The 13,715-nt window shown below is 45.1% G+C and carries 11 protein-coding genes; 2 read left to right on the top strand and 9 right to left on the bottom strand.

Features of this window, described 5'->3' with window-relative positions; translation table 11 throughout:
• Positions 1 to 150: 150 nt before the first annotated feature.
• Positions 151 to 501 (top strand): hypothetical protein, encoded by a 351-nt coding sequence (locus AAFP14_RS19335; protein ID WP_341733840.1) that lies wholly within the window; start codon positions 151 to 153, stop codon positions 499 to 501.
• Positions 502 to 672: 171 nt separating this feature from the next.
• Here AAFP14_RS19335 and mnmA read toward each other — a convergent pair whose 3' ends face one another.
• Positions 673 to 1,770, bottom strand: coding sequence for a tRNA 2-thiouridine(34) synthase MnmA (gene mnmA, locus AAFP14_RS19330; RefSeq protein WP_341733839.1), 1,098 nt, complete (start codon positions 1,768 to 1,770; stop codon positions 673 to 675).
• A gap of 115 nt (positions 1,771 to 1,885) precedes the next feature.
• Here mnmA and AAFP14_RS19325 point away from each other — a divergent pair, with 115 nt between their 5' ends.
• Positions 1,886 to 3,565 (top strand): NAD(P)H-hydrate dehydratase, encoded by a 1,680-nt coding sequence (locus tag AAFP14_RS19325; protein ID WP_341733838.1) that lies wholly within the window; start codon positions 1,886 to 1,888, stop codon positions 3,563 to 3,565.
• A 191-nt stretch (positions 3,566 to 3,756) separates the two neighbouring features.
• Here the strand turns inward: AAFP14_RS19325 and AAFP14_RS19320 are convergent, their stop codons facing one another.
• From AAFP14_RS19320 to AAFP14_RS19285, 8 genes are all read right to left on the bottom strand, one after another.
• Positions 3,757 to 4,230 (bottom strand): tellurite resistance TerB family protein, encoded by a 474-nt coding sequence (locus tag AAFP14_RS19320; protein ID WP_341733837.1) that lies wholly within the window; start codon positions 4,228 to 4,230, stop codon positions 3,757 to 3,759.
• Between the two features lie 100 nt (positions 4,231 to 4,330).
• Positions 4,331 to 6,202, bottom strand: a complete 1,872-nt coding sequence (locus tag AAFP14_RS19315) for a M61 family metallopeptidase (protein ID WP_341733836.1) — start codon at positions 6,200 to 6,202, stop codon at positions 4,331 to 4,333.
• A complete protein-coding gene (locus AAFP14_RS19310; RefSeq protein WP_341733835.1) occupies positions 6,199 to 6,879 on the bottom strand; it encodes a Crp/Fnr family transcriptional regulator in 681 nt (226 codons plus the stop codon). Before AAFP14_RS19310 ends, AAFP14_RS19315 begins: the two co-directional genes overlap by 4 nt.
• 287 nt (positions 6,880 to 7,166) lie before the next feature.
• Positions 7,167 to 8,042 (bottom strand): 3'(2'),5'-bisphosphate nucleotidase CysQ family protein, encoded by an 876-nt coding sequence (locus tag AAFP14_RS19305; RefSeq protein WP_341733834.1) that lies wholly within the window; start codon positions 8,040 to 8,042, stop codon positions 7,167 to 7,169.
• Between the two features lie 419 nt (positions 8,043 to 8,461).
• Entirely contained in the window at positions 8,462 to 9,157 is a 696-nt protein-coding gene (locus tag AAFP14_RS19300; RefSeq protein WP_341733833.1) for an HAD family hydrolase, read from the bottom strand.
• Between the two features lie 110 nt (positions 9,158 to 9,267).
• On the bottom strand, positions 9,268 to 10,167 hold the full coding sequence (locus AAFP14_RS19295; RefSeq protein ID WP_341733832.1) for a class I SAM-dependent methyltransferase: 900 nt from the start codon (positions 10,165 to 10,167) through the stop codon (positions 9,268 to 9,270).
• Between the two features lie 54 nt (positions 10,168 to 10,221).
• Positions 10,222 to 12,732 carry an ATP-binding protein gene (locus AAFP14_RS19290; RefSeq protein WP_341733831.1) on the bottom strand — a complete coding sequence of 837 codons (2,511 nt, stop codon included), beginning with the start codon at positions 12,730 to 12,732 and terminating at the stop codon, positions 10,222 to 10,224.
• A gap of 209 nt (positions 12,733 to 12,941) precedes the next feature.
• On the bottom strand, positions 12,942 to 13,670 hold the full coding sequence (locus AAFP14_RS19285) for a TVP38/TMEM64 family protein (protein ID WP_341733830.1): 729 nt from the start codon (positions 13,668 to 13,670) through the stop codon (positions 12,942 to 12,944).
• Positions 13,671 to 13,715: the final 45 nt, after the last annotated feature.

The following is a 13,715-nucleotide window of genomic DNA, read 5'->3' as shown; positions in this document are numbered from 1 at the left end:
AGAACGTCAACGGTCGCTGGACTTCTATCTTATGGTTGAGCCTCATAACTTGTCGCCAGCGACCGTTGCCGTTCAAGAGTGCGGTGACGATCGCGATTTAATAGCTGTTTAGTCTAAACTCCAGTCAAGGAATTTCTGCCGACACCTGTTGTGGAAAACATCAGCTATTCGCAATTTGTAGGGAATAAATTAACGTCTCAAGTAGACAATTTGGCTCAAGGATCGCCCCAAAACCCCCCAAACCAATTGCCCGCTTCCATCGTTGAGGCTGTTCGAGTGGACTTATCGCGCCAAACGGGTATTGCTGCTGGAGGGTTACGAGTGACTGAATCCAGCCGCCAAACTTGGCCGAATACTTGTTTGGGAATCTCGACAACTAATGAGTTGTGCGGCCAAATGATTGTGAAAGGTTGGCGGGTTGTGGTTTCTGATGGCAGCCAAATTTGGGTTTATCGCACCGATGCTAGGGGAAAGGTGTTGCGTTTGGAACCGAAAAATTGATGTGTAGCTGTAGCCAAGTTACAGTAAATCAATTTATAAGACTTACGCAAAAAAACCGGGTTTCTTCCAAAAATCGTCGATTTTTTCAACAAATATTCACCCAGAAACCGGGTTTTTGGCCCCCAGGTGTCTAGGACTGAATTTAGTTAAATTTTGTGGTGGGGCGGGCTTCTAGCCCGCCTTTGATGCTGCTTGTTTTTCGATGAGTCCGCCGCCAAGAAGCAAGTCCCCTTCGTACCAAACGGCGGCTTGTCCGGGGGTGATGCTCAACTGCGGTTCGTCAAAAATTAACTTAACTCTTGTACCGCGAGTATTTTCTGGTTCCTGGGATGATTCTAGGGGAATTACTGTGGCGGGGACTGGGTGCGATCGATACCGAATCTGTACTTCGGCTCGAATGGGAGCTGTTGGCGGTGCTACAGAAACCCAATTCACTTGCTGGACATAACATTCGGATTCTACTGCTAAGAGTCGATCGCCCACAATCACCCGATTTCTGGCAGCATCCAATTCGACCACGTACAGGGGTTCCGGTGCTGCAATACCCAGCCCCTTGCGTTGGCCGATAGTATAGTGGTGTATGCCATCGTGCTGTCCGAGCACTCGGCCATCCTTGTGTACAATGTCACCCTTTTGCGGAGCAATATATTTATCCAGAAATGCTCGCATGGAACCGTTACTTTCCACCAAACACAAATCCTGACTTTCGGGCTTATCAGCAGTTGTCAAGCCAAACTCCGCGGCTATTCTGCGAGTTTCGGTCTTGGTAATTTCCCCCAAAGGAAACTCCGTACCTGCGAGAAAGTCTTGTGTCAAATCGTACAAGAAATAGGACTGGTCTTTCCCAGGGTCGATCGCCCGACGCAACTGATAGCGACCTGTCACAGTATCATGAGTAATCCGAGCGTAGTGACCTGTAGCAATTTTGTCAATTCCGAGTTCTTGGCGAGCATACTTGAGCATCGGGCCGAACTTCACAGTTTTATTGCACTGGGAACAAGGCAAAGGCGTAATTCCTGCACTATAACCCTCCACCAAAAAATCCACAATACTTGCTTGAAAAACCTCACGGCTGTCAACTATGTGGTGAGGAACGCCCAACTGTTCGCAAATTTTAGCTGCATCAACCATTCCCTCAGAGCAGCACTGGCCTTTACCTTTCATCAGCCACAGAGTTAAACCCACCACTTCATATCCCTGATGGTGTAGAATTGCGGCTGCTGCGGAACTATCGACCCCGCCGGAGAGGCCTACAACAATCTTGTTCATGGTTCGGAAAAAACTGGCTATTTTACTGGTACTTCGTTCGATCGAGCTAATTTATTATAGTACAAAAATACTACAAGTTGCTACTGTTGCTGTTCTTTGAAATTTTAACATTCCCATGACTATTGAAAAGTTTATTGTCTCCGCTGACCAAATGCGGCAAATAGAAACCAGAATCTTTGCCGCTGGAATGCCCTCGGCAGCTTTAATGGAAAAAGTCGCCGGACTGGTGGCCAGACGCATTCAGGCGCTTTTGAAGTCCGAGGGAAGAAGTCCGAGGGAAGAAGAAACCCACCCCCCCAAGGGGAGAAGGAATAGGGATGAGGGATTTGGTTATCTAGGAGAGGAGTCTCAAGGGAAAGATCTCGTCAATTCTCAATTCCCGGTTATTGGGGTATTGGTGGGGCCGGGACACAATGGCGGCGATGCTTTGATTGTCGCCCGCGAATTACACTTTCAAGGATTTCCAGTAATTATTTACTGCCCGTTTTCTAAACTTAAAGAACTAACAAAAAGTCACTCGGATTATGGGCGTTCTTTAAATATTCCTTTTTTTGACACCATTGAACCGCTGAAAAACTGCGATTTGTTCATAGATGGTTTATTTGGATTTGGGTTAGAACGGGAAATTGTTCAGCCGATTAGCACCGCTATTGATGAAATAAATAAATTAAATAAACTTGTTTTGAGTATTGATATTCCGTCGGGAATTCATACTGATTCAGGCGCAGTTTTAGGGACGGCTATCAGGGCTACTCATACTTTATGTTTGGGTTTGTGGAAGTTGGCATTTTTGCAAGATCAAGCATTAGAATATGTCGGGACATCGGAGTTGATTGATTTTGATATTCCCTTGGCAGATATTGTGGCGATATTGGGAGATTTCCCGGCAATACAACGGATTACTCCAGCATCTGCAATTCAGTATTTGCCCTTGCCCCGATCGCCCATTGCTCATAAATACACCAACGGTCATCTACTAATTATTGCAGGTTCAGCCCGATACAGCGGAGCCGCAATTTTGTCAGCATTAGGGGCGAGGGCCAGCGGGGTGGGAATGCTGTCAATTGCTGTTCCTATATCGATGAAACCGATGTTGAGCAGTCAGTTACCAGAGGCATTAGTTATAGGATGTCCCGAAACTTCCAGCGGTGCAATTAAGGATTTGCCCGTAGGAATCGATCTGGGTATCTATGATGCGATCGCGGCGGGGCCTGGTCTGACCTTGGAAGCTGCTATTACGGTAGAATCTGTGTTAGAGAGCGATCGACCTTTAGTTCTAGATGCCGATGGTTTAAATATACTGGCTCAACTTGGCACTGTGCCGATTTTGTCGGAACGTTCAGCACTAACTATTATCACGCCTCATCCAGGGGAATTCCAGCGTTTATTTCCCGAATTAGCTGACAAAATGGACTCGCGCATTACCGCAACTCAACAAGCGGCTCAGCTCACCGGTGCAGTGGTATTGTTGAAAGGAGCCAGAGTTTGTATTTGTTTTGACGATGAGGGCGATTCCCTAGGGGATAGCTACGCTTCACGTACCATCACTTACCTCAATCCCGAAAGTACCCCAGCCCTGGCTAGAGGCGGCAGTGGGGACGTTCTCACAGGTTTGTTGGGTGGTTTGATGGCAGGTGCGATCGCCCGCAAATCCTGTCCCAAATCCGTGGTAAAAACAGCAGTTTGGTGGCACGCTAGAGGGGGTATGATGGCTGCCAAAGAACGGACAGAATTAGGAGTTGATGCTTTTACTTTGACCGAGTATTTAATCCCTGCTTTGCGGGAATTTTATTAATTTACATCTCTGTAACTGAAAGGATTGATACTAGAATTCGGATTGATTTAACCGCAGAGAACACAGAGGACACAGAGGAAGAGATAACAGAGATTTGAATAATTCCGATGCCAAGGGTGAATTTATGGTGAGGTGGGCAGGAGAACCCGCCCTGGAAAGGCTAACTTAGTTAGTATGCAGAAAGTCCGAAATTAACCTTTCATTAAATTCTCTAATTTATGAACCATCTTCTCGACAATTCCCTCCGAAGTAGATGCGGCAGATGCTTCGGCTTCAATCCGCTTGACAGCATCTTCTGGCAAATTCAGTAATTGCACTAATTTTTGATACGCTGCTGCTTCTTCAGCATTAATTTTTGGTTCATCGGGCGTCCGAGCACTAGATGCAATCACCTCATAACCTAGTTGCAGCACCAATTCTTTTTCTTCCTGACTTTGTAGTTGACAAATCAACTCGTCTAGAGGAATATTTTGCATCACATAGTCGCGGAGTTCTTGTTGCAATTGTTGAGCATCGACATCGGCTGCAAACAAACGGCAAAAGCGATCGAGCATTAAATTGACTTCTTCTGTTGCTAATTCTCCGTCAGCCCAGGCCATAGAAGCAACTATTCTTAACAGGTTCATCTGGCGGGGTGTAATGGATGGAGGAGGTGGGGTTTGCATAAAAAGTTTGTTATTGGTTATTGGTTATTTGTTAGTTGTTATTGGTAGGAATCCACCCATAACAACTAATAAATAACTACTAACCATAATCTCACAGTTTTTATAAAGGAACTCCCAGCCAGCCAGTAAAGTTTTGTTTCTGAATCGAACTTGGGTGTTCCACCGCCAGAATCTGATAGCGGGCTGGCCGCGGCGGGGCGAGAGTCACCCGACAAGTCCGCAGTTGGTCTTGGTGAAACACTGTCACCTCTACCGTGTCCCCAGGCCGATAATCTTTCAGCCTCTCGCTCGCTTGTTCTGCATTTACTCGAAAACCGTCGATCGCCAATAACTCGTCTCCAGCGTCAATTCCCGCCAACTGTGCGGGAGCTCCAGCTTCGACAAATTTAACCATTTCCCGCCCATGTTCCACTCCCAAAGTCCAACCCAGGCTAGGAATTTCGTTAGTTTCATCTACCACAAGTTCCAGCCCAAAAGGTGCGAGATATTGGTTGTAGGGTAACTCTTGGGTACCGTCAACATAGCGCGCAAAAAAATCACTCAAATCGACACCAGCTACCGACTCGATCGCCTCTTGTAACTCTGCTGGAGTAAAACCAATTTCTGAGGGTAATGAATTATCAATTAATGCCCCGTTTCCGGGAATTACAGATTTTTTACTTTCCTGATTTTGATGGAAATTTGCCTGACCAAATTTCTGCCACATCAAACGCATTACATCATCCAACGAGCGCTCATTGCCGTGTTTTGCCCGAATCAATAAGTCCAGTAAAAACGATATTAACTCCCCTTTTAAGTAATAAGAAATTTGCGAATTGTCGCTATTACTATCCCTGCGGTACAGTTTAATCCAAGTATCCCAACTAGACTCGCTAGCCGATTGTACTTTCCGCCCCGGAGTCGTTTGCAAGCGAGTAATTTCCTTACCTAAACCCTGCAAAAAACCCTTGACACCGTAGAGACCTGAGCGAAAAGGAATCACTAAATCGTAATAACTGGTAGTCCCTTCGGAGAACCACAAAGAAGTAGTATAATTTTCTTCGTTGTAATCAAATACTTCGAGAGCTTTCGGTCGGATGCGCTTGACATTCCAGAGGTGGAAAAATTCGTGGGCCACCAACTGCATAAAGCGATCGTACTTGTCTTTATTCCGAAAACCAAAACGCGGATAATTGAGAGTGCAACTATCTTTGTGTTCCAATCCCCCAAAACCTGAGCCTGACAAATGCAGTAAAAATACATAACGGTCGTAGGGCAAACCGCCAAACATTTTCGCTTCGACTTCGATCACTTTTTGGATATCTCGAATTACCTCTTCCGGTTGTAAATTACCTTTCCCCCAAACAACTAGCTGGTGGTTTTTCCCCATTACTTCAAAATCGTACAAATCGTGACAGCCTATTTCAAAAGGAGTGTCTACGAGAGTGTCAAAATCCGCAGCCTCGAAAGTATAGGGTTGCCCAGAAACGGGGGGTAAAGTAGTAACTATCCGCCATTCTGGTCGTGGCGGGACAATTTTTATCCTGTAACAATTGCTCTCAAATCCTGGCAATAAAAAGCACAGAGCTGCGGGATTGAAATAACCGTGAGTTGAATCTAAATGATTGGTTCTGACTGTCAGTTCGTTAGCAAAAATCCGGTAATTAACTGTTACATCAGAAACCGAATTAGTCTCGATTTGCCAGTGATTTTTGCTTTGTTTGCGCCAAGATAAGGAGCGATCGCCCTCAGTGGTCGAGCGAAAATCTTGCAGGTGTTTGGCATACTCTCGAACCAAGTAAGAACCGGGAGTCCAGACAGGCATTTTTAAATCCATCATCGGCTCAGACCAACCTTGCACGCGCAAAGTCACTTCAAACAAATGAGATTCAGGATTGGGCATCGCCACGGAATATTCTATGGTCGGTGCTTGAGGTTGCTTTGAAAGATTCGCGGCAACCAACGAGGTATCCAAGGAGGTGACATCAGTCATTGACTTGCTAAATTCATCAAGTGCTTGAGGTTAATCAAATGGATAGTTTGGCGTTCGGGATCGACACTAATCCAGCCTTTGCTATCGAGTTTTTCCATAATTTTGCTGGTTTCATCTAGGGCGATTTCTGTCACGTCCGCTAAGTCTTCATAGGGGATATTAAAGATATCTTTGCCCTGGGCCGTTTTCTGACCGTAGTTTTCTGCCAGCTCGACTAAGGTATTTGCTAGTTTAACCGCTGGTTGGCGGTTGCGGAGTTGATAGCGGAGATTTGTTTGGCGGAGTCGCCGTACCATCAGTTGCAGCATTCGGTGGTGCAACTGCGGATCTTTGAACAGGGTTTGGATAAATCTCTGAGCCGTAACGCTGATCAGTCGCACGGGTGATAAAGCAAGTACGTCATTCGATCGCGGAGATTCGTCCAGAATCGCCATTTCGCCGAAGAATGCACCCCTACCCAAAATAGCCATTGATACGGCTCGATCGCCAGACAGGTGTCTGACTTTGACCCACCCGGAAACTACAAAGTAAATGGCGTTACCCCAAGAATCCTCCATCAAAACGGCTCTGCCTGCGGGATACTCGTGCTTGACGGCATTGGATAGTAGCCCTCCCAAGGTTTCTGGGTTAGCACCCTTAAACAGGGGGAAAAGCTCACTGAAAGCTTCTGTCTTCATGCAAGTTCGCTGAGGTGGGAAATTTGACATCCTCACCGCACGGTGAGGGCGGTGATTCTTGACACTTCCGAAAGGTAATACTACCGAAGTAGTTTCACTCTCCCGACTTGTCCATTTAGAGTCGTGGCAATGCCCTATCCCGACTTTTTACATTAGACCATAGGACTGGTGGCACTGATTCACAAAAGCCGCCCTGGGGAAGGACGGGGTTTTCAACCCAGTTTACGGATCGGAGGACTCAGGCGGGCTTGACGCCAAATCCACAGATTCTTTCATAGTCAACTGATCTAGCGCCCTCTTACTGCTATCCGAACTTTTGGTAACAGAGTTTCTATGTACTCCGGCTGGCCGATCGCGATCGCCTGAGAGTGGGCCAGACTTGCCGGATCGAGAGCATCGGGAGTCCACCGCAGAGGTTTACCTTCCAAGTCGCAGCAGACTAACCCGGCTGCCTTGGCTAGGGCGAGAGGGCCTGCGGTATCCCACACTTTGACTCTACCGTTGAAGTAAAGGTACAAACCGGCTCTACCGCTGATAACTTCGAGCACTTTTAAGCCAAAGCTGCCGAGGGAATAAAATTCGACACCTGGTATGATTTGAGCGATCGCCATACCGTAGTTTTTCTGATCTTTGTCTCCCAGGACAATTTTACAACTATCTGCTGTCGGAGCCGGTGATTTGTGCAGGGCGATCGCAGAAGGCTTCGAGTCTCCAAGGGTTTGGAACAAGCCCCAATCTTTCCCGCCGAAGTACATTTGCTCAAAAGCCGGAGCATAGATCCAGCCCGCTACCGGCTCCCCCTCTTGCAGCAGCCCCACCATCAGGGCATAGTGGAGTTTCCCTTGAATAAATTCTGCGGTGCCGTCTAGGGGGTCAATGCACCAGAGGCTTTTGTAATTACCCAGGTAAGCTGCTCTGGATGCGGCGTTTTCCTCAGTAATTATACCGTCTTCAGGAAACAATGCACCAAAGGCGGTGGATAGCTGTTGGTCTAAGAATCGATCGATACTGGTTACGTAGTCGTTGGGCCCTTTCTCGCACACTTCAAAGGGTTCTGCTGCGAGTTTTTGAGCTTGTGCACCGCACTCCCGCAGGGTGGAACGAATTTTTTGGTCTTGGTCAGGAGTAATATACATGATATCAAGTCTGGTTGAGTGTTCCACAATAGACATCTGGTCCCAAAAAACCTGTGAACAACAAACTGTTTGGCCTGTTCCACAGGAATTATGGGAGATGTCTAATAGTCTACGAGCATCGGGCGGAGGGAACCTCTGGCGATCGCCAATAATAAGGTGGAAGCCGAACTATATTAAGCTACCCACATATTTTTCTATTTCCCCCTGCCATTCCAGCCTAAATTCTCTGGTTGTTGATAATTTATCTCGCTTCCGGTTGCATGGTCATGATTTAACCGCAGAGAACACAGAGGACACAGAGGAAGAGCAGAGATATTTAACTAATTTATAGGGAGATAGGATTTAATATTGTCAATTGATTTTTAGACCTTTTTTAATAAAATAAATCATGGCTAAGTTTTCAATTATTTGGGTAATTTTTTACCATCAATTACTTTCTATTCCCATTACATACAAAGTTCTTGGACTCGCTCCAATTCCAAATCTGCAAAAAAGTCTACCGTCCAATTAGCTTGGCGTTGGATCATATGAAACGGGTAAGTGTGAGTGACACCCAATACCTGAATCCCCGCGGTTTTTGCCGCTTCAATCCCAGCCAAAGTATTTTCCACCGCCAAACACTCCCCCGGTTCCAGGTTCCATCCTGGATATTTCTGATTCATCAGTTCCACAGCCAACAAATAGCCCTCTGGTGCTGGTTTGCTCGCCTTTACATCATCCCCTGTGACAATTAATTCAAAGTTTTCTGTCAAACCAGCCAGATTTAAAACTGATTCTATATCCGATCGCATACCGCCACTCACTATCGCCATTTTGAGTCCGGCGGCCCGAATTTTAGCAATAAACTCTGCTAAGCCTGAATAAATCGGCAATGTTTCCAGACTATCTATTCTGGCTTGATAAGCTTGAGCTTTACTCCGTAGCAACCGTTGAAGGTAAACTTCTGTCACAAAACGCCCTCTGCGACTCAAGAGTTCGACAATGCAAGCGCGATCGCTCTTTCCCAAACAAACAGCTCGAAACTCACCGCGTTTGAGCTGAAGATTTTCCTCTAGCATCAATTTATCGATTATTTGCTCGTGAATCTGCTCGTCATGAATAATCACGCCGTTAAAATCAAAAAAAACTGCTTTGAGAGTCATGAGTTATTTGTTATTTGTAATTCGTTATTGGTGCTTTATTATTCACGATTCTTAAGTCCGCACAGGCGGACTAAAGTTTGTGCATCGGGGAAATTACATTGGGCGATAAATTAAGCAGGAGCGGGAAAGCCTTGTAAATCGCCATCAGCATCAGGATTGCGATCGAGCCAATTCCACCCCCAAGCCGCCCGCACATCCTCCAAATCTTGACCCGGAAGAGGTTTCACGCCTTGCGTCACCTGATGCACCCACCAGTGATCCTGAGTTTGTACTGAGCAGAAGCCCGCTGCTCCCATCCAAGCATCAATGCTACCCGTTGCGTAAGACTTAATATAAGGCTCCTCAAAGATATCAGTCAGCCACTCTGTCTGGCGCAAAGTTTTCTGATTCCCGTCCAAAATTACTACTTGTCCCCCAACTCCCAGCAATCGGAAACTTTCTCGCAAAATAGCTTGCGACACAGCAGGTGGTGTCTCATGAAACAGTAAGGAAGCAGTCACTAAATCGAAGCTAGCATTGGGAAAACCCACGCTTTCGGCATTACCGTGACGCCACTGGATATTGCATCCGGCTGTTTGAGCTTTGATGTCCGCTACTACCAACATATAAGGCGATAAGTCGAGGCCGATAACTTCCGCTTCGGGAAAGGTTTGCTTGAGCAGGAGAGTGGTTGAACCGGTGCCGCATCCCAAATCGATAATGCGACGGGGCTTAACCCGTACTGCATCAATTAAGCCTTGTCTGACGACTGTTTCGTTAGGAGGCAAAACATACTGGGTAATGGGATCGTAGGAAACGGCGGCACTGGGATTGAGGTAGCCACCTTTAATGCCATGAAAGTTTTGGCTGCTGTAATATTCGGGATAAACTAGGTCTGGTTGTCGGTAGCTCCCGGCTGCTGTTTCCCAGTCGATACTTTGGTAGAATCGTCCGATTGCTTCTTCGTCGATCGCCAGTCGAATCAATGGCGATAAAAAGCGTTCAAAAATTGTCTCCTTCCCAACAGCCATAAAACTCCTCTCAATACTAACTTTTTCATCCTAGCCAATAGCAAGGAACTTCAACTACAGACTACTGACTTCTTCCTTTTTTCTTCTTCCTTCCCCCCTTGTCCCCCCCAAGGGTGGGGTTTCCTTCTTGCTTCTGGCTTCTTGCTGTCCCTTATGAAAAGGAATTTTTACTGAAAATTCCGTGCCACGGCCAGGAGGTGTAGAAATATTGATGGTGCCACCATGTCCCTCAACTACAATTTTATAGCTAATCGCTAACCCTAAACCTGTGCCTTTGCCCACGGGTTTAGTCGTAAAAAACGGGTTGAAAATTTGATTTTTAATTTTCTCAGGAATTCCCGGACCGTTATCGGCGATCGCCACTTTGATAAATTTAGCACCATTTTCTCTTAGCAATGCTGTAGAAATAGTAATAATTTTATCCCGGCGATTGCTCTCAAACAAAGCATCGATCGCGTTGCTCAGCAAGTTCATAAAAACCTGATTTAGCTGTGAAGGATAGCACTCTACTAAGGGTAAATCTCCGTAGTGTTTGACTACATAAATTCCATTTTTAATCCGATTGGATAGCAGCAGCAAGGTATTATCAATACCTTCGTGAATATCGGCTAGTTTTTTGTCGGATTCGTCTAGTCTAGAAAAGTTGCGTAAGGAAAGCACTATATTGCGAATCCGTTCTGTTCCTATTTTCATAGAATTCAACATTTGTGGCAAGTCTTCTTCGATAAAATCTAGCTCAATTTCTGTGGCAAAATCTTCAATTTCCGGGGGAATCTCTGGAAAAGCTTGTTTGTATAAACTCACCAATTCCAATAAGTTGGTAGTATATTTTGTGGTATAGGGCAAGTTAGCAAAAATGAAGTTGACAGGGTTATTGATTTCGTGGGCTATCCCGGCTACCATTTGACCTAGGGATGACATTTTTTCACTTTGCACTAAATGAGTTTGAGTTTTTTTGAGTTCAGTTAAGGTGCTGTTGAGTAGTTTTACTTGGTCTTGAGTTTGGCTGTAAAGATGAGCTTGAGTAATGGCGATCGCCAGTTGGTCTGCTACAGCTTTTAATAATTGAACTTCTTCTTTACTCCAAAACCAGTGACTAGCATGACTGCAAATTAAATAACCGTCGGACTGACTTTGAGTCAGGACTGGTACAGCTAAATAAGTGTTACCTTTTAATTGTAAATGTGAATTTTCTGGTTGTGGCCAACTGTCAGCAGGCAGCATAATGGGCTCGCTTTTTTCTAGCCGCAGTGACAAACTATTTACGCAGTAAGGAGCAAACTGTTTTAGGGTTTTTGGATGCTCGGATTTGCAACATTCCCACATAATTTGTAACATTTCTAGTTCCGGTTCGTACCAACCAAATCCGGCTTGTTCTAAATGTAGCAAAATTACTATTTCTTCCACTGTACTTTGTACGATTTTCTCTAATTCCAGGGAAGCACGAATGCGTCCAGAAATCCGGTTTAACATGGCTTCTCGCTCAGCTTGAGCCCGATTGTTTTCCGAGGAGTAAATTACCCAAATGGCTGCTAACATTGCCGGACCCAGCAGTCCACCAGCAACGAAAGTCAACAAATTTAAGGCTTGTAGTTGAGATTCAATATTTTCGCGGGGAATTACTAAAGCCATTGACCAGTTAACTTCATGGAGGGGTGTATAGGCTACATAAACCCATTTTTTATCTATTTTTACCAGTTCTATATTCGTTTGGCGATCGGTCATTTTACGCGCAATTGCTGCTAGTGCATGGTCTGGTGATTTTAAAAAACTTGGAGCTGGTTCGTCTATATTTCCAATTAAATTATTGTTGGGGTGTACAATGGGGACTCCTTGGGAATTTAGCGCAAAAGCATAACTTTCTGAACCGTAGTACAAGCTTTTCGCCACCTTTGCTACTCGGTCTACTTTGATGCTGCCTGCAATCACTCCAATTGCTTTGTTGGGAGTTGGAGGCAATGCCCAAATGGGAGCGGCAATGATGATTGTAGAAAGCTTTGTGCTTCGGCCTACCAAGGGGTCAGAAACATTGACTTTTCCCGACATGGCTATTTGAAAATGTTTGCGGTCTTTGCTGTTTGTGGTAGTACCTAAAGTGTTTTGCACCAACCCATTTGCTTGAATCAATGACAGGACAAAATATTCTTTTAATCTGTAGGTTTCTCCTTGTAAAACAGGTTCTGCTAATGTCCAATTTAGAGTACGAATAGTGGGAGAATAAGCGATGGTTTCTATTTCTGCTTTGCGACTGCTGAGCCAGTTATCGATTTCATCGCTACCTTTTTCTAGTTTTAATAGTGCTATTTCTTTTAAATTATCAAGTATTAGTCCGCGAACAAAAAAATAGCTGATGCAAGCAGTGGTGCTAATACTTAAAGCGGTGCCACCCAGAATTAGCAGAGTCAGCAAGTGGCGGCGATGTCGTCTGTGTTCCCAAAGGCTGTGCAGTTGCTGCCAGCGCCATCGAGCACTGATGCCGATGTTTTGCCATAAGTGGCGCAGCTTTTTTGTTTGCTTGGGAGGCTGTGCAGACACAGCGCAGGCTTGATTTGCTGGGTTTTGCATCGTCAATTTTTCTCTTTGAAGTCGGTAGATTTTAGATTTTAGATTTTAGAATTAATTGTTACTTTAGGTAATATGGGAGGCTCTCTCTCGTTTGTATAACAAAATAATTTGAAATAACACAGAAAAAATACGGAGTTTTCTTAATGAAAATACAATTTTAATTAAGGGTAAATACTTATTGACAATAATACTCATTCATGATTATTGATTCAAGATGATATTTTTTCCTCTAAAGCTTTTTTGGCAAAGCGGGTTACGTAAACTGTAAGAACGATCGTTGCTACCAAACCAATACCGTACAGCAGCCACTCAGCAGCGGTGCGCGATCGCCCTTGGGTTCCCAGTGCCGCCAAACTTCCAGCCAAGGAACCGATATAAACATACATCACTGTTCCGGGAATCATACCGATCCAAGATGCGAAAAAATAGTCTCTGAGAGATACCTGTGTCACCCCAAAGGCATAGTTAAGCAAATTAAATGGAAAAATTGGAGAAAGTCTAGTGAGTAGGACTATTTTCCATCCTTCAGAGGCAACTGCGGAGTCGATCGCCTGAAATTTTTCATTTCCTTGTATTTGCTGAGAAACCCAGTCGCGAGTTAAATATCGCCCTGTTAAAAAAGCACCAGTTGCACCTAAAATCGAGCCGATGGAAACGCAAACACAACCGCCAAATACTCCGAATAAAACACCAGAACCTAAAGTCAGCAACGAACCAGGAATAAACAAAAGTGTGGCCACAATGTAAATTAGAATAAAAGCTACTGGGCCCCAAGGGCCAAGACTGGCGATCGACTCCAAGGCTTTTTGCAGAATTATTTGAAAGTTAAAAAACTTGGCTCCTACAATCAATGCTACAATTAAAACCACCACTAAAATCAACTTCCACTTATTTGATGGTTGTCGATTGTCTGGGATTGGCGATCGAGAATCATTCATTATTTCAACTCTCCATTCTTAATAACATGGGCATTGGGCGTTAGC

This window comes from Microcoleus sp. EPA2 (assembly GCA_020882975.1).
Lineage (GTDB): Bacteria > Cyanobacteriota > Cyanobacteriia > Cyanobacteriales > Microcoleaceae > Microcoleus.
This window is presented reverse-complemented; position numbering and strand designations above follow the sequence as displayed.